The sequence below is a fragment of the Henriciella sp. AS95 genome (assembly GCF_038900055.1).
Lineage (GTDB): Bacteria > Pseudomonadota > Alphaproteobacteria > Caulobacterales > Hyphomonadaceae > Henriciella.
In genome coordinates this window covers 3,043,679-3,064,042 of sequence record NZ_JBBMQM010000001.1, presented here as the reverse complement: position 1 = coordinate 3,064,042, position 20,364 = coordinate 3,043,679, and the positions used below count along the sequence as shown (strand labels likewise).

20 protein-coding genes are annotated in these 20,364 nt (G+C 61.1%); 9 read left to right on the top strand and 11 right to left on the bottom strand.

What is annotated here, in order from left to right; genetic code table 11:
• Positions 1-203: 203 nt before the first annotated feature.
• Complete coding sequence (locus WNY37_RS14725) at positions 204-941, bottom strand: polysaccharide biosynthesis/export family protein (RefSeq protein WP_342974151.1); 738 nt, start codon at positions 939-941, stop codon at positions 204-206.
• An 89-nt stretch (positions 942-1,030) separates the two neighbouring features.
• Between WNY37_RS14725 and WNY37_RS14720 the strand changes: the two genes are divergently transcribed.
• From WNY37_RS14720 to WNY37_RS14705, 4 genes are all read left to right on the top strand, one after another.
• Complete coding sequence (locus WNY37_RS14720; RefSeq protein ID WP_342974150.1) at positions 1,031-2,551, top strand: Wzz/FepE/Etk N-terminal domain-containing protein; 1,521 nt, start codon at positions 1,031-1,033, stop codon at positions 2,549-2,551.
• Positions 2,552-2,728: 177 nt separating this feature from the next.
• On the top strand, positions 2,729-5,014 hold the full coding sequence (locus WNY37_RS14715; protein ID WP_342974149.1) for a TonB-dependent receptor: 2,286 nt from the start codon (positions 2,729-2,731) through the stop codon (positions 5,012-5,014).
• Positions 5,015-5,137: 123 nt separating this feature from the next.
• On the top strand, positions 5,138-5,839 hold the full coding sequence (locus tag WNY37_RS14710; protein WP_342974148.1) for a hypothetical protein: 702 nt from the start codon (positions 5,138-5,140) through the stop codon (positions 5,837-5,839).
• Complete coding sequence (locus tag WNY37_RS14705) at positions 5,808-7,160, top strand: O-antigen ligase (protein ID WP_342974147.1); 1,353 nt, start codon at positions 5,808-5,810, stop codon at positions 7,158-7,160. The genes WNY37_RS14710 and WNY37_RS14705 overlap by 32 nt, the downstream gene beginning before the upstream one ends.
• Here WNY37_RS14705 and WNY37_RS14700 read toward each other — a convergent pair.
• From WNY37_RS14700 to WNY37_RS14670, 7 genes are all read right to left on the bottom strand, one after another.
• Complete coding sequence (locus tag WNY37_RS14700) at positions 7,095-8,117, bottom strand: glycosyltransferase family A protein (RefSeq protein ID WP_342974146.1); 1,023 nt, start codon at positions 8,115-8,117, stop codon at positions 7,095-7,097. The two genes, WNY37_RS14705 and WNY37_RS14700, sit on opposite strands and share 66 nt — an antisense overlap.
• A complete protein-coding gene (locus WNY37_RS14695; RefSeq protein WP_342974145.1) occupies positions 8,114-8,899 on the bottom strand; it encodes a polysaccharide deacetylase family protein in 786 nt (261 codons plus the stop codon). Before WNY37_RS14695 ends, WNY37_RS14700 begins: the two co-directional genes overlap by 4 nt.
• Positions 8,896-9,885, bottom strand: a complete 990-nt coding sequence (locus WNY37_RS14690; RefSeq protein WP_342974144.1) for a glycosyltransferase family 2 protein — start codon at positions 9,883-9,885, stop codon at positions 8,896-8,898. The genes WNY37_RS14695 and WNY37_RS14690 overlap by 4 nt, the downstream gene beginning before the upstream one ends.
• Positions 9,886-11,406 (bottom strand): exopolysaccharide biosynthesis polyprenyl glycosylphosphotransferase, encoded by a 1,521-nt coding sequence (locus WNY37_RS14685; protein ID WP_342974143.1) that lies wholly within the window; start codon positions 11,404-11,406, stop codon positions 9,886-9,888.
• Positions 11,407-11,549: 143 nt separating this feature from the next.
• Positions 11,550-12,611: a DUF3137 domain-containing protein gene (locus WNY37_RS14680; protein WP_342974142.1), complete on the bottom strand. Its 1,062-nt coding sequence runs from the start codon at positions 12,609-12,611 to the stop codon at positions 11,550-11,552.
• 54 nt (positions 12,612-12,665) lie between these two features.
• Positions 12,666-13,748 carry a DUF3137 domain-containing protein gene (locus WNY37_RS14675; RefSeq protein WP_342974141.1) on the bottom strand — a complete coding sequence of 361 codons (1,083 nt, stop codon included), beginning with the start codon at positions 13,746-13,748 and terminating at the stop codon, positions 12,666-12,668.
• 24 nt (positions 13,749-13,772) lie between these two features.
• Positions 13,773-14,264 carry a MarR family transcriptional regulator gene (locus tag WNY37_RS14670; RefSeq protein ID WP_342974140.1) on the bottom strand — a complete coding sequence of 164 codons (492 nt, stop codon included), beginning with the start codon at positions 14,262-14,264 and terminating at the stop codon, positions 13,773-13,775.
• Between the two features lie 78 nt (positions 14,265-14,342).
• Here WNY37_RS14670 and hppD point away from each other — a divergent pair, with 78 nt between their 5' ends.
• Genes hppD through WNY37_RS14650 form a run of 4 tightly spaced genes read left to right on the top strand, consistent with a single transcriptional unit; the run spans position 14,343 to position 16,694 of the window.
• The gene (gene hppD / locus WNY37_RS14665) at positions 14,343-15,449 is read left to right on the top strand and encodes a 4-hydroxyphenylpyruvate dioxygenase (protein WP_342974139.1); all 1,107 of its coding nucleotides are present in this window, start codon (positions 14,343-14,345) and stop codon (positions 15,447-15,449) included.
• Entirely contained in the window at positions 15,446-15,892 is a 447-nt protein-coding gene (locus WNY37_RS14660) for an isoprenylcysteine carboxylmethyltransferase family protein (protein WP_342974138.1), read from the top strand. The genes hppD and WNY37_RS14660 overlap by 4 nt, the downstream gene beginning before the upstream one ends.
• A gap of 17 nt (positions 15,893-15,909) precedes the next feature.
• Positions 15,910-16,140 (top strand): hypothetical protein, encoded by a 231-nt coding sequence (locus WNY37_RS14655; RefSeq protein WP_342974137.1) that lies wholly within the window; start codon positions 15,910-15,912, stop codon positions 16,138-16,140.
• Positions 16,137-16,694: a VOC family protein gene (locus WNY37_RS14650; protein ID WP_342974136.1), complete on the top strand. Its 558-nt coding sequence runs from the start codon at positions 16,137-16,139 to the stop codon at positions 16,692-16,694. Before WNY37_RS14655 ends, WNY37_RS14650 begins: the two co-directional genes overlap by 4 nt.
• A gap of 46 nt (positions 16,695-16,740) precedes the next feature.
• Here the strand turns inward: WNY37_RS14650 and WNY37_RS14645 are convergent, their stop codons facing one another.
• Positions 16,741-17,574: a hypothetical protein gene (locus tag WNY37_RS14645; protein WP_342974135.1), complete on the bottom strand. Its 834-nt coding sequence runs from the start codon at positions 17,572-17,574 to the stop codon at positions 16,741-16,743.
• A 223-nt stretch (positions 17,575-17,797) separates the two neighbouring features.
• On the opposite strand from WNY37_RS14645, the gene WNY37_RS14640 reads away from it, so the two are divergent.
• Positions 17,798-19,258: a hypothetical protein gene (locus tag WNY37_RS14640; protein ID WP_342974134.1), complete on the top strand. Its 1,461-nt coding sequence runs from the start codon at positions 17,798-17,800 to the stop codon at positions 19,256-19,258.
• Positions 19,259-19,323: 65 nt separating this feature from the next.
• Here WNY37_RS14640 and WNY37_RS14635 read toward each other — a convergent pair whose 3' ends face one another.
• Together WNY37_RS14635 and WNY37_RS14630 are read right to left on the bottom strand one after the other, a co-directional pair.
• Entirely contained in the window at positions 19,324-19,668 is a 345-nt protein-coding gene (locus WNY37_RS14635) for a nuclear transport factor 2 family protein (protein ID WP_342974133.1), read from the bottom strand.
• 96 nt (positions 19,669-19,764) lie between these two features.
• Positions 19,765-20,154: a response regulator gene (locus tag WNY37_RS14630; protein ID WP_342974132.1), complete on the bottom strand. Its 390-nt coding sequence runs from the start codon at positions 20,152-20,154 to the stop codon at positions 19,765-19,767.
• Positions 20,155-20,364: the final 210 nt, after the last annotated feature.

The following is a 20,364-nucleotide window of genomic DNA, read 5'->3' as shown; positions in this document are numbered from 1 at the left end:
TGGTTCGACTTCGCTCACCATGAAGGCTTATTGGGACGTTGCAGATTTTGTTGGGCGACCCGCAAGGCGACATCGTCGCCGCGATGACTGCCGATATAATATTTCCTGTCGGTACATTTCAGAATGTAGACGAAGGCATTTCCAGCATCCCTCTCAATAGCCTTCATGGTGAGCGAAGTCGAACCACGAGGGCGGGGCACGACTTAGTCCCGCAGCTGTCCGGCGACGTCGTAGTAGAAGGAGAAGTCGAGGGGGAGGGCGGCGCGGATCCATTGCTGGACGAAGAGGTTTTCGGCCGCGATTTTCGAGCGCGGGACATAGACGACATCGAAACGGCGCAGCGGCGTCCAGTCGGCCAGGGCTGGGTCGTTCAGGCCTTTATTGATGTCGATCACCGCGGTCATCACCTGGCCGCCAGGCATCCGGCGCATCAGCGCGACATTGGACGGCTTGGCGCGGTCATTCATGCCGCCTGCCATGATGATCGCCTGGAGCGGGTCGATCTGGCCTGGCAATTCCATCATGCCCGGTGAATTCACCTCACCGCCGACGAAGATGCGCTGGCTGGCAAAGCCGGTCGGGATGACGTCGATATCGGGGTCTTTCAGCTCTGACGCATAGGCCTGGATGAGGCTGGTGCGCAGCTCTCCCGATGTGCGGGCAGAGGCCTGGACGGGGCCGATATAGGGCAGGCTGATCGAACCATCCGGGGCGACGACGAGGTCGCGGTTCAGCTCCGGTGCGGTATGGAAGATGACCTGGAGCGTATCACCGGGAGCCATCAGATAGGCATAGTCGCGGCCATCCTCATAGCGCCAGTCCATCGCCGGAAATTGCGGCGACGGCTTCGGCTCCGGCGTCTGGCAGGCGCCGAGCAGAAGGGCAATTGGAATGAGGGACAGTCGGTGCATGTTTGGTGACCGGGAATCTGTTGCAGTCACGGGGAGACTCTTCGTTAATGTTTAAGGAATTATCAAGCCGCATGACGCATCACTGGTCTTAACCATGATGAGACGGGGTCGGGCACGGTATGAGCAACACGGATGATTGGGGAACGGGGCACGCGCCCCGGGCCGATCAGACTGGCGTTCGCCACCGCCCGCGGATTGGCCCGCTGGACCTGGCTGTCCGGCTTTGGCGGGCCAAGTGGATCATGATCCTCGTCTTCCTGCCCATCTTCCTGCTCGGCCTGTTTACGGCCTTCCAGATGCCGACCGAATATGAAGCGCGCTCAAGGCTTTATGTGCGGCTTGGCGATGAGAGCGTGTTCCGCCCACGGGTTGGCAATACGATGGGCGAAGGCCAGACGCTCGCGCCGGATACCGAACAGCTCCTGATGGCCGAGCTTGAAGTGCTGCAGAGCCCGGTCGTGGCCGAACGCGCGCTGGAAATGTTTCCGCTGGAGCGGATTTTCCCTGAGCTGGTCGAAGCGATGGACAAGGCCATGGCGAAGGAGCCGGCTGACCTGCATGACGCCATCGCGGAGGAAACCTTCCAGAAGGCGATTGGCGCGCTGCAGAAGAAGTTCTCTGCCGGCGCGGCGCCAAAGACCCCGGTCATTGCGGCGAAGCTGGAACACAAGGACCCGGCGGTGTCGGCTGAGCTTCTGAATGCGATGATCGGCGCCTATCTCGATTATCGCCAGGAAGTGTTTGCGGGCAGTGGCTCTGACAGTTTGCGGGACCAGCGCAAGAAGTTCGAGGGCCAACTCCTTGATGTTGAAAGCGAAATTCGCGCCTTCCTGCGCTCCAACAATATTGGGGACTTTGAAAGCGAGCGGGCGACGGCGCAGCAACTCTATGCGACGATCTCAGGCGAGCTCCTGACCAATCGCTCACGGGCCAGCGCCGTCAATGGCCAGCTGGATATCTACAATCAGCAGCTCTCAACGATCGAGCCCCAGCAGGACATGTATGTCGAGGACAGCTCGGCCAGCCAGCTGATGCAGCTGAAGATCGAGCGCGAGGATCTGCTGTCGCGCTACACACCGGATTCGCGGGCCGTGCAGGCCATCGATACGCGCATTGCTCAGCTGGAAGACTATCTCAATTCTCGCGATGGCCTGTCGGGCACAACGCGGCGCGGGCCGAACCCGGTCTATCAGCAGGTCGAGCAGGCCGCCGCCAATCTTGAGGCTGAACAGCAATCGCTCGCCCTGCAGGAGGCCGAGCTTCGGCGCCAGCTGGAGAGCGTGGAATCGCGGCTCTCACGGCTCAATGATCTGACGCCGGAATGGCAGGAGCTGCAGCGGCGCAAGGCGCTGATGGAAGCCAATGTCGAGAATTTCTCCGTGCGCGAAATCCAGGAGAATGCGCTGGCGGAAATTTCGGTCGAGTCGGCCGATAGCGTGCGCGTGCTGGAGCCAGCGCGCGTGCCGGTCAAAGGCTCGAGCATGAAGATGCCAGTCGCGGCGCTCGCTTTTCTCTTTGCCGCCTTTAGCGCGCTGATGGCAGGCCTGCTCTATGCGCTGACGCGGCGCGGCTTTCCGACTGCGGCGTCTGTTGAGCGGACCACCGGCTTGCCTGTGATCGGTGCGGTCGGAACGGTTTGACGCCCATCCGCGCCCGGGCATATGCCGTATACGGAGCATCGGTCGATCGGCTGCCCTTTTCTGACGTGACCAAACAGCCACAGCGGAGGTTTTCTTCGCCAGTGCGCATATTCGTCGCTTAACTGTTGCAAAGTACAACTAAGGGCCTCCGCAAACAAACAAACTGCGGAGCCTCCCATGAAATACCTGCTGTTTTCGACAACGTCGCTGGCCATGATCGGCGCACATTGCCTGCCCGCATCTGCTCAGGCTGATAGCGAAGCTGAGTTGCGCCAATCGACCGTAACGGTCACGGTCCAGAAGCGTGAAGAAAATCTTCGCGACGTGCCGGTCTCCGTGTCTGTTGTCGATTCCGAACTGTTGAACGATCTCGGCCTGGACGAATTTTCCGACCTTGCCCGCTATGTGCCTGGCTTTGAGGTTCAGGAGCAGAGCCCGAACAATCCGGGCTTCGTGATCCGCGGCATCACCTCCGACAGCGGCGAAGCCAATATCGAACCGCGCATCGCGATCTTTCAGGACGGGGTCTCGATTTCCCGTTCACGCGGATCGATCGTCGAGCTGTTCGATATTGAGCGCGTCGAAGTCGCCAAGGGCCCGCAGCCAACCCTGTTTGGCCGCGGCGCTCTGATCGGCGGGGTGAACGTCATTCAGGCAAAGCCGGAATTCGACTTTTCCGGTGAGGTGACGGCAGGGATCGGCAATCTGTCCGAGCGCTATCTTGATGGATATGTCACCGGCCCGATCACCGACAAGCTGGCCTTCCGCGTTGCCGGTCGCCTGCGCGAGCGCGATGGCTATGTCGAGAGCCTCAATCCGGCAGAAGAAGATTTCAACAGCCAGGACATGAAGGCGGTGCGCGCCTCGCTGGCTTTTGAGGCCAGCGACCAGCTGCGGTTTGATCTGATCGCCAACTATCAGAAAGACAATCCGTCCGGCACCAGCTTCAAGTCCAAGGCTTTCGACCCGCTACCGGGCCGGTCTTCCGATCCGTGGGAGCCTGCCAATCTCAATACGTTCGGCGATTTTCTCGGCGGCAAGAAGCTCGGTCTCGAGCGTGAGGTTCGCAGCGTGACGCTGCTGACCGACTGGACGATCAATGACACGCTGTCGCTGACCTCCATCTCCGGCTGGCGCGACTTTGACAGCCTGGAAGTGTTCGATCCCGACGGCTTCGGGCTCGACCTGCTGATTTTCGGCGAGGACGCCACGGGCGAGCAGCTCAGCCAGGAGTTCCGCCTCAACTATGATGATGGCGGCCGGGTGCGCGGCTTTGTCGGTGCGAGCTATCTCGATGAGGAAGGCAGCCAGTACGTTCCTCTGACCTTTGACGAGCGCGCTGTGCAGGCCTTGCTTGGCGGGTTTCTTGTGGCGCCAGATGCGCCGGATGCCAGCGACTTTCCTGCGATCAATTTGACGGCCTATCAGCAGTCGGGCGGCACGCTGGTGGTTCCGCTGAAGCCGATCCATAATGAGCAGTTCACCAATTATGGTGACACGCAGGCGATTGACCTGTTTGCCGATGCGACCGTGTCCGTCACCGACCGGCTCGATCTGACGGGCGGCGTGCGCTACACCACAGAGGACAAGACCAGCGGCCTGCTGGTCGAGCTGCTCAATGGGCCGAGCGCGCTGACCGGTGCCGGGCTGTTTGTTCAGCCATCGGGCGGTCTGATTGAGCGCAGCGAGACGTTCGACGACGTCACATGGCGCGCGGCGGCCAAGTTCGAACTGACCGATACGGTCAATCTGTTCGCCAACTATGCGCGCGGGCGCCGTCCGGAAGTGATCACCGCCTCGGCGTCGGCCCCGGCGGCCGGGTTTGCTATCCTGGATGCGGAAATCGTCGATGCCTATGAGGCCGGTGTCAAAGGCGCGTTCCTGAATGGCGATCTCAATTTCGACGCGTCGGTCTTCTATTACGATTACAGCAATTTCCAGTCGACGCAGATCACCGATGATGGCCTGATCGAGCCAATCAATGCCGGCGATGCGACGGCAGACGGTTTCGAGGCCCAAGCAAACTGGTTTGCGAGCGACTGGCTGAATGTCGTGGCGTCCTATGGCTATAATCATGCGCGGTTTGATGACGAGCCGGGCGCGTCATTCGGGGGCAACAAGCTGCGGCTGTCGCCAGACCACAAGGCTGCGCTTTCGGCCCGCGTCCTGTTGCTGGATGAGGGCTTTGGCAGCGTCACGATCGTGCCGAGCTATACCTGGCAGTCGGAGGTCTTCTTCGACAACTCCCAACGTGACCTGATCAGCCAGGATGCCTATGGCCTGTTCAATCTAAACGTTCAGCTGGAGCTGGAGAACGGGTTCGGCATCGAGGCCTATGTCAACAACATGTTTGGCGAAGAGTATATCATCGATGCGGGCAATACAGGCGACGGCTTCGGGATCCCGACCTTTATCTCAGGCACACCGACCCTGTACGGGGCACGCCTGCGCAAATCCTTCTAGGCTGACGAGGCCATTCCGGGTGTCGTCTGTGCCGGTGCCCGGAAACCTCGCAGAGGATGGATCGTTAAGAAAAGCATTAACCAGCGCGTGTTAGCCCTGTGAGTCCTAGGATAGACGGGCCTGATGCGAGACCTTCGACACAAACTTGACCGCACGTGGATGACCGCGTCGCGCCTGACCCCGCAGTCGGGCGGGCGGTGCGTGATGTTCATCTCTGCGCGCGAAGGGGAAGGGACGTCCAGCGTCGCCGCCTCCTTTGCGCTGATGGCGGCGCGCAAGTCGCAGAAATCGACCTGGCTGATCGACCTCGATCTTCGTCGCAATGCGATGTTCGCAGCCTTCGAGAATGGCTTTGTGCGCGACGCGGGCGAGCCGGGCCGGGCGTTTGATGCGTCGCTGAAGACTGATCCGATCTATACGCTGACGCCGCCGGGGGTGGACCGAGGGTCGCCGAATGCGGCCAACAAGCTGTTCACCGTCCATGAAATCAAGAAGACGCGGCTGCTCGTCTCGCGCTTTCGCAATGAAGAGATGAGAGCCGGGCAGCGCGTCCAGCTTCGCACCCAGCCGGAATGGTGGCGCACGGTGCGCCGGGCCGCTGACTGGGTCGTCGTCGATGCGCCAGCGCTGTCGCGCTCGCCGGCCGGCCTGGCCATGGCCGCGCAGATGGACGGCGTGATCATCGTGATGGAGGCCGACTCGACCGGCGCTGAAGAGCTGATCGGCCTTCGCCGCGAAATCGAGACGCATGGCGGCACGGTTGTTGGCATTGTGATGAACAGGATGGGAGCCGATGCCCGCTTCGCTGACCGTCTCGCAGGGTAGCGCGGCCTCGCAGGGCAAGGACCCGCTGCTGAGGTTCGCGCTCATTTGCGAGATCGCGGTCGCCTTTGCCTGCCTGGTTCTGTTTACCGAAGGCCTGTTGCCACGCCTGTTTGCCAGCGAGGAAAACCCTGAGAGCGGATTTTTGAGGCTGTTATGGCTGCCGGTTTACGGACTGGTCGGCATGGGGGCGCTCTGGAAGCTGCCGCAGATGTTTCGCGCGGCGCTTCGCATGCCGTTCCTGTTGTTTATCCTGCTGCTGGCCTGCGCGAGTGTCGCCTGGTCGATCAATCCGGAAGTGACGGAGCGGCGGGCGGTCGCCATCGTGGCAACGACGCTGGCCGGCTTTTATCTGGCGGTACGTTATGACTGGCGCACGCTGCTGAGACTGCTTGGCGCGGTGTGGATATTCCTCGCTTTCATCTCATTGGGGGCGGGCCTTGCAGCGCCGGGTTTCGGCATCATGGATGAGGTTCATGTCGGCGCGTGGCGCGGGCTCTGGTGGGAGAAGAATGCGATGGGCGGGCATATGGCGCGCGCGGCTTTTCTCTGCGCCTTCCTGTTCCTGATGGACAAGCCGTGGCGAATGGTCTGGGGCGGCGGCGTGCTGCTCTGCGCGGCGCTGGTGATCCTCTCGACATCGAAGACAGCGCTGCTCGGCCTGATGCTCGGCTTCGGTGTGCTGGCCGGGGCGGCGTGGATGCGGCGCGGACCGGTGACGACGATTTCATCCATCTGGCTGGGGGTGATCCTGGTCGGGGCTTTTGCCACGGTGATGGTGGTCGAGCCGGGCCTGGTGTTCCAGCTGCTCGGCCGGGATGCGACCCTGACAGGGCGGACGGACATCTGGGCCGTGCTGATCGATGCGATCGGGCAGCGGCCGCTCTTCGGCTATGGGTACGCGGCGTTCTGGGGCGCTGAATCGCAGCCAGCCTATATGGTGCGGCTGGCGACGGAATGGCTTGTGCCGACGGCGCATAATGGCTGGCTGGAGACGGCGCTGAGCATTGGGCTTGTGGGCCTGGCCGGGTTTGCGATCTGCTATCTGGTGATGTTGTGGCGGTCGGTGCTGCTGGCATTCAGGAGCTGGAATGGCGTGTTTGCCTGCGGGGTGGCGCTGCAATTCCTGCTGTTCAGCCTGTCGGAGAGTATCGCGCTTCAGCAGAATGCGATTGTCTGGGTGACGTTTGTCGCGGTGGCCGTGAAAGTGGCGATCCCGCAGCGGGCGGCGTCGCGCGAGCCGAAACGGGAGCAGGTCTCAGCGGTTCGCGGGGAGCGGCTGGCCCGGATGGCGGCTCGCCCGGCTATCGTCCGAATCCGTTGATCCGGCGGGTATGGCGGGCGTTGAGCGCTGGCTGACCGTGGCCGCGCCGTAGAACTTCATTTTCTTCCAGAACAGGATCTTGCCGAGGCCGCGAACGGCCTTGTCGAGTTCATAGGCACGGTCTGGATGGCGCAGGGCCCACATGGCGAGCCATTTGGTGCCGTGCAGGGCGAATTTGCCTGCGCCGATCGCCATCCACATGACGAGGCTGGCATAGCGCGGCGGGTCTGCCCGGAGGGCCAGTGTGCAAGGCCCCTGGCCGTAAGAGAGGGCCCGGCGCAGCGTGTAGGACAGCGTCACGCGCTGTGGCAGCGGGTGTTCGTAACTGGTGGCTTTCGGGGCCCAGGCGAATTTGCGTCCGGCATCCTTGAGGCGGACCCAGAGGAGATCATCCTCTCCACCGACCTCGTTCATCTTGACGTCGAACCACGGTTTGTCGCCGGGGATCTGGTGCGTATCGAGCAGTGAGTTGCCGCAGCCATAAGGCTTGTCGATGAAGCCTTCGCGCAGGCGCGGATCGCGGCCGAAGAAGTCTTCAAAGTACGACTGGTGCGCGGTGACGGCTTCTGGCAGCTCCGTTGCAATCGGGCCGAAGGTGACCGCGGCGCCATAGCCTTCATAGGTCGCGAGTAATTCTTCCAGCCAATGGACCGGGGCCGACTGGTCATCATCGAGGAAGGCGACGAGCTGGGTGTCGAGCGCGTCCATTGCGGCGTTGCGGGCATTGGCGACGCCCGGGGCGGGCGCGTGGACATAGTGCAGCGTGACGCCTTCAGGCGCTTTGCCGGTGAGCGCGTCAAACGTGAAGCGGGCGGATGCGTCGGCGGAATTGTCGGCGATCAGGACGGTGAAGCCTTCCTTGCGGACCGACTGCCAGAACAGACTCTCGACAGCCCGGTGCAGGCTTTCCGGCCTGTTATAGGTCGGGATGACGACTGTGATGTCATTCGGGCTCATGCCGCGTCCTTAGCCAGTATTTCCTGAACCGCGTGTGAAGGCGTTACCAGATTCGCGCCGGTGTCGCGCGCAAGGCGTACGAGGCGTCTCAGGTCTTCAGGTGTGGTCCCCCAAGGACTTCCATTCTGCCGTACATCGTGTGTGAAGACAAATAGCCAGGTCGGGTTTTTTGCGGCGGCTTCGATGGCGGCGGCGGCACGTGCGGTGCTGGCGTCACTGGCGTCCAGTTCATAGGCCGACAGCTGCATCAGGTCCGCGCCCTTATTGTTGGCGCCGGGAAGGATGCCGCGCACAGCATCGAATTTGGTGGTCATGGCCGGTTTCAGCGATGCGCTGGTTTCACCATAGGGCCATGCGAACTGGGTGACAGGCAGGCTGTGGCCCATCTCTTTCAGGTGCGAGAGATTGGTGTCGATGTCGACAAGAACGTCATTCAACGAGGCGCGGGCGCAATCAACATGGCTTTCCGTGTGCGCGCAGATTTCATGGCCGGCGGCGACCAGCGGGGCGAGGTCACGCTCGTCGAAAAGCTCGCCCATCGTACCGCTCGTACCCGCCATGCCTGTGCAGGCATAATAGCCGCCCCTGGCGCCGACTTCGTCGAGGATCTCGGCGCCGGTATCGGCGGCTGATTTAGGGAAGTCGTCGAAGGTGAAGCAGATATAGGTTTCGCGCGGCTGGACGGGCAGCGGCTTGGCCACCTTCCAACGTGTCAGGCGGCGGCGGATCTTCGCGCCGAGCGAGCGGTCCGGCACATAGTCTGCGAGGGCGAGTGCGGTCATGACAGATGCTCAGCGTATTCGAGCGCGCGGTATGTCTTCAGCGCGGCGAGACGCATCGACATTGGCAGGACGGACTGCCGGGCCGTGAATTTCGTGAGCCCGCGCCACATGGGCCGGGCGGGCAGGAAGCGCATGAGCCGGGCCATCTTGAAGAGCTTCATCGATTTCATCGCATCGGGATGGCGCTCTGCCAGACGCGCGAAATTGGCGCCGGAGCCACCGAACTTCTCGATCAGGACTGCCGTCGGGTCGAGGCCGAGATGGGTGGCGGTGTTGTCGATGTGGATGACGGGGTAGGCCTCTGCGACGCGCAGGCCCCAGTCGACATCCTCCCAGCCCCAGCCGGTGAACCCTTCATCGAAGCCGATCGCGTTCAGGATATCGGCATGGACAAGGATGTTCGACGAGAAAACGTAAAGGCCGGGATCCTCGCTGCGGATCGCTGCGGGCAGGCATTCGGAGCGTTTGGACTGGGCGTGGTGGAGGCCGGTTTCCGAGGTGGGGCCGACTTGCCTTACGCTGAAACCGCCGGCGATCAGGGATGGCCCTTCGGCGCTGTCGAGCGCCTTGAGGTAACGCGTCAGGAACCGGTCAGTGTCCGGGCACATGTCGGCATCCAGAAAGAGCAGCCAGTCGGTCTTGGCGAGCGCGGTAAGACGGTTTCTGGCTTCAGAGCGGCCGATATTTCGCGGCGACGTGACGAGATGCGCGGGGCCGGGATGGGCCATGACATGGCGCACGAGCGCTTGCGACATGGCGTCATCTGCCGATCCGTCATCGAAGAAAATCAGGGTCGTCCTGTGCGCGCCGTCGAGGCGAGAGAGGCGAGCGGCCAGCGGGTCGGCGCTGTCATGGTAGCAAGGCACGCAGATGGTCAGCGGGGTTTCGCCTGTAACGCCGTTCGACAGCATGGCTTCGCCAGCGTCGGTGCGGACAATTGGAGGTTTTTCGCTTGTGATCGGGGCGAGTGTTGCGGTGTCAGCCATCTAGCGCTGCCTTTTCCAGTCGCCGAGCAGGCATGGTGCCGTGGCGAGCATGATGAACACGTCGAACCAGAAGGAGTAGCGGTTCACATATTCCATATCGAGGCGGACCCGTTCACGAACGCCGGCGCCGGTATGGACCGGTCCGCGCGAGCCATTGATCTGCGCCCAGCCGGTGATGCCCGGTTTGACGCGGTGACGGTGGGCGTAGTCGCCGACGAGGTTCTGGACCTCTGCGTGCTCGGCCGTCATGCCGACAGCGTGCGGACGCGGTCCGACAATGGACATCTCGCCGTGCAGGACGTTGAGGAGCTGTGGCAGCTCGTCGATGGATGTGGCGCGGATGAAGCGGCCGACGCGTGTGACGCGCGGGTCATGCGCTGTGGTCTGGGCCGTCATCTTCTCGGCCGCCGCCGGATTGTGCTGCATCGAGCGGAACTTCCAGACGCGGATGATCTGGTTGTTGAAGCCGTGGCGTTTCTGACGGAAGAAGACCGGCCCTTTGCTGTCCAGTTTGATGGCGATCGCCGTCAGCAACAGGAGCGGCGAGAAAACGACGAGCATCAGCGAGGCGAAGACGATGTCGGACACGCGCTTGATGAACGCCCGGCGCACATCGTTCGGCGCGCCAGACACATAGGCGGCGGGCGAGCGGGCGATTTCGGCGAGGCTTTCTGTTTCCGGGTCGAAGCCGTCCAGATCGAGCAGCAGGACAACCCGCTGTGGCAGCACGCGCAGCCGGTCAACCAGCGTGCGGACACGCTCACGGGCGTCGGAGGTCACGGTGACGACGATGCGGTCAATATCGGGCAGTCGGTCCCAGTTCATGAGATCATCGAGACGGCCGAGGACGGGCACGCCGCCCATCTCTGCCGGGGCTCGCGACAGCCGGTCGTCGAACACGCCGATCACGTTGAGTTCGCGTGTGTCCTGGTTGCGCTGTAGCAGGCGTTGAGCGTTTGGCGTGGCGCCGACAAGGACGACGTTTTCAGAGAAAGCGCCGGCGCGGCTCAACATCTTGAACAGGACGATGAAGTGCGCATGCAGGACAAGCACGAAGGCGGCGGCGAGATAGCTCGCGCCGAGGACGTCGTGGGAGATTGGCGGGCTGTAGATCTGCTGGACGACCAGGACCAGGACGGTGAGCGGGAAGCCGCAGCCGATGGCCACGCGGATCATGTGTTCGCTGACAGGGCGGCTGTAGGAGAGTTGATAGCCTTCGGCATTGCGAACGCCGACCCGCATGATCAGCGGGATGAGGGCAAAAGGAATGATTTCGGCGACCGTAGAGCCCAGCCAGTGCAATCCCGCGATGTAGATGGCCAGTGATGCCATCATGAAGCTGGCAAGCAGGTCGCAGGCCTGCATGGCGACTTGCAGCATCGGGCGGCTGATGATGCGGCTATTGGAGCGGATCCGCGCTTCAGCCTCTGCGAAACCTTGCGGATCGGCACGGTCCTGCGGCGTCGGGAAGATGGAATGGGTGTGGGCGGGGATGCCTATGTGTTGTGCCCCATCGGCCATGCGTCGGGTCCTGCTTGTTTGCGCGCGTCTCCTTGTCTCAAAACAAAACCAATATCCGGTTTCGTGGATCTGTGAAATTTGATCGATCTGTGAACAGGAAGGGCCCGCGCCAGAAGCTCAAGCAGAGCGCGTGAGCGTTCTTTTTATTGCAGTTTCTGCGATGCCCATTCGCGCGCAGTGAAGCCATCGATCACGTCGCAGAGGAGGCCGAGATGGTGGAGCGTGTAAATAAAGCGGCTGGGGTCTGCGAGACGCTTCATGGTGCCGCCGGCTTCGAAGAGATTGCCGGTGTTGAGGGCGAGGGTCAGGTGGCCGTCTTCGAACAGGACTCTCAGCTTTCCGCCCTCGAAATGGTCTTCCAGCGCCAGAATGCGCTCCATCCGGTCGGGGGTGAGCAGGGCGCGGGCGGCAACCTGGTCTGTTCCCCAGACGGAGAACTTGCTCTCCCATTCCGGCGAGACGAGCCGAACCCTCTGCAAGTCTTTCAGCTGGTCGCGCATATGGTCCGTGCCGCGGCGCATGAGGATGGTGCGGCCTTCAAATGGGACCGGATATTCAGCGTGCACCAGCAGGCCGGACAGGATGTTCGTGGTGTGACTTCCGCTGCCGGTGGTCAGCCTTGCATCAACGGCGTCGAAGCGGACACCGGAGCGCTCTCCAGAGACGTGGTCTTCAAAGCGTCGGGAGTCAAAATAGTCGAGAAGAGCCGCGTCGCGCAGTCTCCAGACGGCGCCGGTCGGATCGTCCTGGTCTGTCATATAATCAACGCGCAGGGCGTCATCATAGTTTGCAAGGAGGGTTTTCTTGTTGCCGAGATCCTCAAGTGTGTCGCGCATCGGGTCATAGTCAAAGCCGAGCGGCAGGCAGGCGGTGCCAACGATCAGTTCCTTGATCTGTGTGTGTAATCGCTGCTCGTGCGCCCGCAGGGAGCTGGTCGCATATCTGGCAATCAGAAAGCCGACATAGCCGGCGGCCATGGCCGCATATTCATTATGGGTAAGCGCAATCGCCACGAAGACAAGCGGCAGGATGATCACGGCGGAGATGGTCCATGTCAGCAGGGTCGCCTTGTGGATGGCGGCGCGGCGATCCTGTTCCCGCGCTTCCAGTTCCGGCTTCAGATAGGTGTGCCAGACGCGTGGCGCCTCGGCGAATTCAGGCCGCGAGCGCGCAATCTCCTGCAGGTCAGGCTTTGAACTGAGCATGACGCCCCCATCCGGTCTCCTATGGATGAAGGCGTGGAATCTGGCCGAATGAGGTCAGCTGCCGTCGAGCCGGTTGTGCGCCCATTCGCGCGTGAGGAAGCCGTCGATGACGTCGCAGACGAGGCCGATTTCGATCAGCGTGCCAATGAAGCGGTTCGGGTCGACCAGCGGCTTGAAGATGGAGCCGGCCTCGAACTGGTCCTTGACCTCGAGGGCGAGCGTCATGTGGCCATCCTCAAAGATGCCGCGCAGCTTGCTGCCCTTGAAGTGACGCTCCAGCGCGAGCAGGCGTTCCATGCGGTCTGGCGTCAGCAGGGTGCGCGCCTCGACCTGGTCGGTGGAGTGGACGGTGAAGGCGTCTTCAAGCTCCTTGGAGACGAGATCGACGCGTTGCAAATCGCCCGAGCCCTTGCCGCGCTTCCACCATTTGTCGCGTGCGATGACGGTGCGGCCCATAAAGCGTTCGGGGTATTCGACATTGAACAGCAGACCCTGGAATTTGGTGACGGTGCGCCGGTTCTTGCCCGAGCCCTGCGTCTGGGTGAGCTTGCATTCGACCATGGTGAAGCCGGCGTCTGCGCGCTGGCCTTCGATGAGGTCCTCGAATTTGCGGTTGTCATAGGAGGGCATGAGGCCCGCTTCCTTGAGCCGGTCAAAGGCCGGGGTGGGCGGACCGTCGCTCTTGGTGAGCGAGCCGGAATTGGCCTTCATCCAGGAGCCGAGGCTTCGAAAGTCCGAGACCGCTTTCATGTCCATGTGCAGCGTGTCGTATGTGAAGCCGAAGGGTTCGCAGGCCGCGCCGACGACGAGCTGCTTTGTCTGCGACTTCATTGAGAAGACCGGCATCCAGACGGCGGCAGAGAGCATGAAGGTCAGCACGATACCGGCGAAGAAGCCGAACGGGAACATGACCTGAAAGCCGACCTGCCAGGTCAGTAGGGCGATGGCAGCCACAATAATGGCACCGACGATGATGGTGCGTTTGACCGCGCGGTGGATGACGGCCTTGCGCTCGACTTCCATGCGTTCGAGTTCAGGGGCCAGTCTGTCGGCCCAGATCGCCACGGCGCCTTCGAATTCAGGCCGCTGGCTGCGGATCCTGTCAAAGTAAACGCTCATAACCGCTTGCATGCTCATTGGAATGTCCCCCTCGAAATTCGTCTATTCGGACCAGAGATCGCGGTCCGGCGAGGCAATATGGGAAAGTCTGGTTAGCAAGGCGTGAAGCGTTGCAGCTTCTTCAGCGCTGAGCGCAGACATCAGGTCCCGCTCATAGGCGAGCGCGCGCGGAATGATTGCATCATAGACGTCCCGGCCCTTGCGCGTCATGCGCAGCGCAGCCTTGCGGCGGTCGGTTGTGTCGGAAGTGCGGGAAATCAGGCCCCGGTCCAGCAAGGCTGCCGTGGCGCGGCTGACGGCCGGCTTGTCCATCAGGGTGCGGGCGGCGACCTCGGTGGATGTCAGCCCTTCGCTCTCGCCCAGCACGGCGAGGATGCGCCACTGCCAGATGGAGATGTCGAACTCACGCTCGTACATGTCCGCAATCTTGCGCGAGACCGCATTCGACAGAACCGAGAGCCGGTAGGGCAGGAAACTGTCGAGGCTGAGGGTTGTATCGGTCGGCTGGCCTGAGTTGCCGCTGGCGTCATCCATTCGTTTTTACGTCTCCAAACTTGATAATAGTTTCAAATGCAACTATTCTGGTAACAACAATCTTAGGAGGTTAAGCACATGGCAGACCTGTTTGAAAATCCAGCTGGCCTCAACGGCTTTGAATTCATCGAGTTTTCTGCGCCTGAAAAGGGCCATCTTGAAAAGGTTTTCGAGACGATCGGCTTCACCAGGGTGGCGCGTCACCGCTCCAAGGACGTCGAGCTGTGGCGCCAGGGCGGCATCAATCTGATTACCAATTATGAGAAGGGCTCACCGGCTTATTACTTCTCGCGTGAGCATGGCCCGAGCGCCTGCGGCATGGGTTTCCGCGTGCGCGATGCGAAGAAGGCCTATGACCATCTGATCGCCCAGGGCGCAGAGCCTTGCGAGGTGCCGACCGGGCCGATGGAACTGAATATCCCGGCCGTTCGCGGCATCGGCCACTCGCTGATCTATCTCATCGACCGCTATGACGATGAGGGCGAGGGTCTGTCGATCTATGACATCGATTTCGAATATCTGCCGGGCGTCGAGAAATATCCTGAAGGCGCCGGTTTCAAGCTGATCGATCACCTTACTCACAATGTCTACAAGGGCCGGATGAAGTATTGGGCTGACTTCTATGAGCAGCTCTTCAATTTCCGTGAAATCCGCTATTTCGACATCAAGGGCGAGTATACGGGCCTGACCTCGCAGGCGCTGACCGCGCCGGACGGCAAGATCCGCATTCCGCTGAATGAGGAAGGCGAGGGCGGCAAGGGCCAGATCGAGGAATTCCTGCGCGAATTCAACGGCGAAGGCATCCAGCACATCGCGCTGATCTCTGACGATCTCATCGCCTCATGGGACAAGCTGAAAGCGCTTGGTGTGCCCTTCATGACGCCGCCGCCGGATACGTATTACGAGATGCTGGCCGAGCGCCTGCCGGGCCATGGCCGCGATGTCGAAGAGCTGAAGAAGCGCGGCATCCTGCTCGATGGCACGACGGAAGGCGGCGAGCCGCGCCTGCTGCTGCAGATCTTCGCGGAGACGCAGATCGGACCGGTCTTCTTCGAGTTCATCCAGCGCGTTGGCGACTATGAACAAGGCTTCGGTGAGGGTAACTTCAAGGCGCTGTTCGAGAGTATGGAACGCGACCAGATCAAGCGCGGCGCGCTGGCGGTCGAAGAGAAGGCCGACGCGTGAAGATACCGCCGCCCCTGGTGTTCGCCGTGCCCATTCTGATCGGGTGGGCCGTTGAACACCTTGTGCCGGCTAGCGTCTTCACGTTTCCATTCCAGCCCTTTGTGGGCTTGATCGCCCTGATTTGCGCGGCGGTTCTCCTGATCCTCGCGGTCACCGGGTTCCGCCTGAAGAAGACGACAGTCAACCCGTTTGATCCGTCGGAAGCCACCGCGCTGGTGAGCGGCGGGATCTACAGCTTCAGTCGCAACCCGATGTATGTGGGCATGGCGCTGTTCGCGCTCGGGATTTGTCTTGGACAGGGCTGGAGTGCGGGATTGCTGCTCCTGCCGGTCGCGATCTGGTATATTGATGCAAACCAGATCAAACCCGAGGAAGCGGCCCTGCGTGAGCGCTTCGGCGCTGAATATGATGCGTATTGCAAACGCGTACGGCGCTGGGTGTAGCACCGGGAGGAGATGCCATGACTGAACGCCGAAGAATGCAGATGGGCCTGAAGCCGAACCTTCTCGCCGCCTCGATTGCCTTTGTGATCTGCGCAGGCCTGCTCGTGGCCGATATCCAGTTCGGCTTCATGCCGTTTGGCGATCCATGGCGCGCAGCGCTGTTTGGCGGCATTGGCGGACTTGTCGGCTGGTCCGTCGGATACAGATTTTTTCCGAAGAAACGTGACAGAACGGAGGATTCAGAATGACCGAGACTGCCCCCAATCTTCAAGGCGTTCACCACGTCGCCTATCGCTGCAAGGATGCGAAGGAGACGGTGGATTTCTACAAGGACGTGCTGGGCATGGATTTCCAGCTCGCCATTGCAGAGGACAAGGTGCCGTCCACCGGCGCGGCGGACCCGTACATGCATGTCTTTCTCGATGCCGGGAATGGCAATGTGCTCGCCTTTTTCGAGCTGCCGACCAGGCCGGATATGGACCGGGACCGCAACACGCCCGAATGGGTGCAGCATATCGCCTTCAAGGTCGCGACGATGGACGATCTGATGAACGCCAAGGCGCGGGCCGAAAGCCGCGGGCTGGAGGTCGTCGGGCCGACCCATCACGGCATCTTCAAGTCGATCTATTTCTTCGACCCGAATGGTCACCGGCTCGAGCTTGCCTGCAATATCGGCACGCCCGAGCAGATGAGCGAGCTGAAATCGGTCGCCGAAGACATGCTGGATGAGTGGAGCCGCACCAAGAAAGCGCCAAGGCATGCCGCCTGGCTGCACGAGAAGATCGCCGACGAGACGGCCTGAGGGTGGTCGCCCGTCCGTTCCCTGACAGGAAAGAACGGGCGAGTTCTTATAGATCTATGTCTGACGATGCCTCTGCCGCTTCGGCGTTGCGCCGGGCGTTCTCAATCTTGTCGAAGTGCCCTTGAAGCGCTTCTACCCCGCTTGCGAGACCGTGCGAGTCGACAATATTGACGGTCAGAGCGTCGGCCAGTTGAGGATTGTCCCGGGCGGGCTTCACCAGGATGTCGAGAACGACGCCGCACCCTGTCGCGGCGAATCCACTTGTAACACCCGTGGGTTTGGTCGCCGTTGCTTTCATGCAGCCCGGTTTATGATACTGGCTGCTCGTAACTTGGTTTCCGTTTACGTCATAAAACCAGGTATATCTTTTGCCGAATGCGTAGAGGTCGTTGATTTCTGACGGTTCGCCGTATTTTTTCAGAAGTGCTGAGTGGAGTGCGTCCTTCGTTGGCCGGGACGCTGTCTCGTACATCTTGCGATGAGCGATGGCGTGTACGACTTCTTTCCCCGGCAGGCCGATCGCCTGCAGATCGACGCGTTCGTTGCCGGGCATGGCGAGCCTGTTTGCCGGTGGAAAGTTCGAAACCGTCAGGAATTGCTTGAGAGCCACAGGCGTTTCATAGGTTTTGACAATGTACCCGCCGTCCGGAAAAACCGTTTCAAAGCCTGGAAACTTGCAAGCAAGTGTTGCTTCGGCTTCTGCCAGCGTCATGCCCACATGCAGGTCCTGAACGGTCAGTTTCGCCGGCACTCCGGCGCGCGGCGTTGTCGAGATCTCGGGTGGGCAGCCCCCCGACGACTGGGCCACAGCGCTGGGGACTGCGGTTGACAGGCAGGCGAGCACCGCGAGTGCTGGTGCGATAGACCTGTGTAGTTTCATGCTGACATCCTTTTCCAAGCAAACTCTGGTAATCGTAGTAACCCGCATTTTTTGACGGATCAATAACCCACGAAACTGAAATATTCACTGCAGGATGAGGCGTATTCGGCATGGTGATTTCTGGGGTGTGACAAAGTCGGATCCTGACAGCACCAGCGGGCTAACTTGACCTGACCGACGACACGTCCGTTAAACAGATAAAGAGCCACGCTGGAGAAGAGACTTGAAGCTGAGCTGGATATTCGTCGCCGCTGTAACCTCGCTTGCGGGGTGCGCATCGGCCCCTGATGCGCCTCGCCTGCCGGGGAACATGATCAGCCTGGAGCCTGCAGCGGCGGGACAGGACGGCGCCATTCGCGTGACGATGGAGATCGCTTCAGACGATGACGGCGTTGTAGAGTTTCTCTTTCCCGATCAGTGGGGACCTGAAACAGGCCTCACGGGACTTTTGTCCGACTTCCAGGTTTCTACTGCCGGCGCTGGCGCGACGCTCGAGCGAGAAGGCGGGACTGTTCGGGTAGAGCATGGCGCTGCTGAGCCCTTCGTGCTGAGTTTCACGCTGAAACAGGATTATGATGGCGAACCGCAATGGGGGGAGGCGGGGCTTCCCGGCATGCGGCCAATTGTGTTGCCCGATCATGCCAGCCTGATCGGGTATACGTTCGTGCCGGACGTTGATGTTACGGGTCCGTTCCGGCTTTCGGTGACTGGCTTTGAGGGCGCGTTGGTGTCGAGCCTCAAGCTCGAGGATGGGGTGAGCGACCCAGTGGCGCTGAGCGATATCAGGGGCTCGGTGATTCTGATTGGCGACTACCGGACATCTGTGGTCAGCGGATCGGGGCGTGAGGTCAGGCTCGGTGTGCGGGGGGACTGGACGCTGTCCGACGAGCAGATCGGCTTGACGGCGCAGGCCGTGCTGTCCGAAGCGGCCGCGCTGTTCGAAGACGATGTGTTCAAGGATTACTTCGTCGCGCTGCTTCCGCTGCCGGACCTGCCAGACGGGTCCGCCGTCATCGGAACAGGTCTGACCCGCTCATTCCTGCTGCTCGCGACCCAGAATGCCGAGGCAGAAAACCTGACCCACACGATCGTGCATGAGATTCTGCATGAGTGGATCACCCGGCGCATGGGCGCTACGGATGAGGCCACCGACCCTGAGCGAATGTGGTTTACCGAGGGATTTACCGAATACTACACCCAGATCGTGCTGTTGAAGTCCGGTTTGATTGATCTCGACGGGTTTGTCTCGAACCTGAATGACATGGTGGAGGCCTATCTGACCTCGCCCGTGCGTGAGACGAGCCAGAGCGCGCTCGCAGCAGGGATCTGGGACAGCGATGCGTTGCAGCGACTGCCCTATCAGCAGGGCCAGCTGCTTGCGTTGAACTGGAACAGTGAGCTTGCAGCTTCAAACAGCGGGGACCTGTCGGATGTCCTGTCCGGACTGATCGATGCTGGCGATGAAACGCTGGATGATGATGAAATCCAGGGGGCGCTGCGCGCGGCGCTCGGAGATCGGTTCGACGAGCGATACCAACGCCATATTGTGAATGGAGCGGTGATCTGGCCGGATGAGCTGGCGCTCCCGTCCTGCCTGATCACGCAAGGGACTGGCGAGGAGGCGAGGTTTGCGGTTCGCTCCGACGCCGACGAGGCAGCTTGCGTGCGGTCCATTGTCGGGTGATCGCGATCACGGTCGGGGCGGCGGCGGTGTTTCTCGCGCCGATCCAGGCACGCGGGGCGCTTCAGTCAGGCATTGGTGTGCATGGCAGTTTTCCAGGTGCCGTTCTCATTGACGAGGACCTGGGATGCGGTGGCCTTGCTGGTGTCTTCGCCCGATTGAGCGAGATATTCGACCGTTACGATGATGACGTCGCCGCGCTTTTGCTGAAACAGGGTGCGCACATTGGAGAGCTTCCAGCCTTGCGCGAAAATCGCTTTCAGGAGGTCGCGTATGGCGGGTTTTCCGATGGCGGTGACTTCGGCGATCATGACGCCGTCATCGCAGTAGAGGTCGAGGATGTCGTCTGACCCCCAAGCCGATTGGTAGCGCTGGTTGAAGGCTTCGACGATGGGCTGGATATTCTCGCTCATGGCAATGTTCCCCTGACGCGCGAATATTTTTGTCACCTTAGCGCGTGGCGGGCAATACCCAGGATCGATAAGGGGGCCAAAGCTGGCAGGGGACGGTCAGGCCCGCTTTCTGGCGGTTTGTGGCTCCGACGTCTGATCAAGCATGGCACGGACATAGGTTTCCAGCTCGTTGAAGATCACCGGCTTGCTGAGGATGGTCACGCCATCGAACTTGTCCGCCATCCGCCCAATGCGTGAGCCTGTAAGAAACATGAAGGGGAGATTCCGGTCAGACATCGTCTGCGCGACCGGGAGAGAGAGTTCGTCATAGAGGGTGATGTCGAGAACTGCAGCGTGGATCGTCTCCTGCTCCAAAGCCGCCAGAGCGCCTTCTACCGAACTGATCGGCCCGACAACCCCATAGCCCATGGCTTCGAGGTCCACTTTCAGGTGGAGACCGATCATCAGCTCGTCTTCTACGATCATGATCCAGGTTTTATCAGACACGTCTACATACCACTTTCGTTTGCACGGTGGCACTCATGAACTATCCCCGAATGCGACCGTAGAAGTGTAAACGCTCACATGGCTTATCGGTTTCAAGAAAATTTGATCCCGACACGCGACGGGCCCTGCAAGCCATCTCGCCCCGCACGGTTTTGGACGTGCGGGGCGGTTGCATGTGTGCCGCTCATACGCTCGGCTTTTAGCGGGGGC

What these genes read in the sequence shown, in the direction of transcription:
- WNY37_RS14685 (WP_342974143.1), bottom strand. Translation starts at nt 11,406, where the DNA reads ATGGCCGATGGGGCACAACACATAGGCATCCCCGCCCACACCCATTCC.
- WNY37_RS14705 (WP_342974147.1), top strand. Translation starts at nt 5,808, where the DNA reads ATGCCCGCTTCGCTGACCGTCTCGCAGGGTAGCGCGGCCTCGCAGGGC.
- WNY37_RS14700 (WP_342974146.1), bottom strand. Translation starts at nt 8,117, where the DNA reads ATGAGCCCGAATGACATCACAGTCGTCATCCCGACCTATAACAGGCCG.
- WNY37_RS14670 (WP_342974140.1), bottom strand. Translation starts at nt 14,264, where the DNA reads ATGGATGACGCCAGCGGCAACTCAGGCCAGCCGACCGATACAACCCTC.
- WNY37_RS14650 (WP_342974136.1), top strand. Translation starts at nt 16,137, where the DNA reads ATGACCGAGACTGCCCCCAATCTTCAAGGCGTTCACCACGTCGCCTAT.
- WNY37_RS14715 (WP_342974149.1), top strand. Translation starts at nt 2,729, where the DNA reads ATGAAATACCTGCTGTTTTCGACAACGTCGCTGGCCATGATCGGCGCA.
- WNY37_RS14680 (WP_342974142.1), bottom strand. Translation starts at nt 12,611, where the DNA reads ATGCTCAGTTCAAAGCCTGACCTGCAGGAGATTGCGCGCTCGCGGCCT.
- WNY37_RS14675 (WP_342974141.1), bottom strand. Translation starts at nt 13,748, where the DNA reads ATGAGCATGCAAGCGGTTATGAGCGTTTACTTTGACAGGATCCGCAGC.
- WNY37_RS14720 (WP_342974150.1), top strand. Translation starts at nt 1,031, where the DNA reads ATGAGCAACACGGATGATTGGGGAACGGGGCACGCGCCCCGGGCCGAT.
- hppD (WP_342974139.1), top strand. Translation starts at nt 14,343, where the DNA reads ATGGCAGACCTGTTTGAAAATCCAGCTGGCCTCAACGGCTTTGAATTC.
- WNY37_RS14710 (WP_342974148.1), top strand. Translation starts at nt 5,138, where the DNA reads ATGCGAGACCTTCGACACAAACTTGACCGCACGTGGATGACCGCGTCG.
- WNY37_RS14690 (WP_342974144.1), bottom strand. Translation starts at nt 9,885, where the DNA reads ATGGCTGACACCGCAACACTCGCCCCGATCACAAGCGAAAAACCTCCA.
- WNY37_RS14635 (WP_342974133.1), bottom strand. Translation starts at nt 19,668, where the DNA reads ATGAGCGAGAATATCCAGCCCATCGTCGAAGCCTTCAACCAGCGCTAC.
- WNY37_RS14655 (WP_342974137.1), top strand. Translation starts at nt 15,910, where the DNA reads ATGACTGAACGCCGAAGAATGCAGATGGGCCTGAAGCCGAACCTTCTC.
- WNY37_RS14645 (WP_342974135.1), bottom strand. Translation starts at nt 17,574, where the DNA reads ATGAAACTACACAGGTCTATCGCACCAGCACTCGCGGTGCTCGCCTGC.
- WNY37_RS14695 (WP_342974145.1), bottom strand. Translation starts at nt 8,899, where the DNA reads ATGACCGCACTCGCCCTCGCAGACTATGTGCCGGACCGCTCGCTCGGC.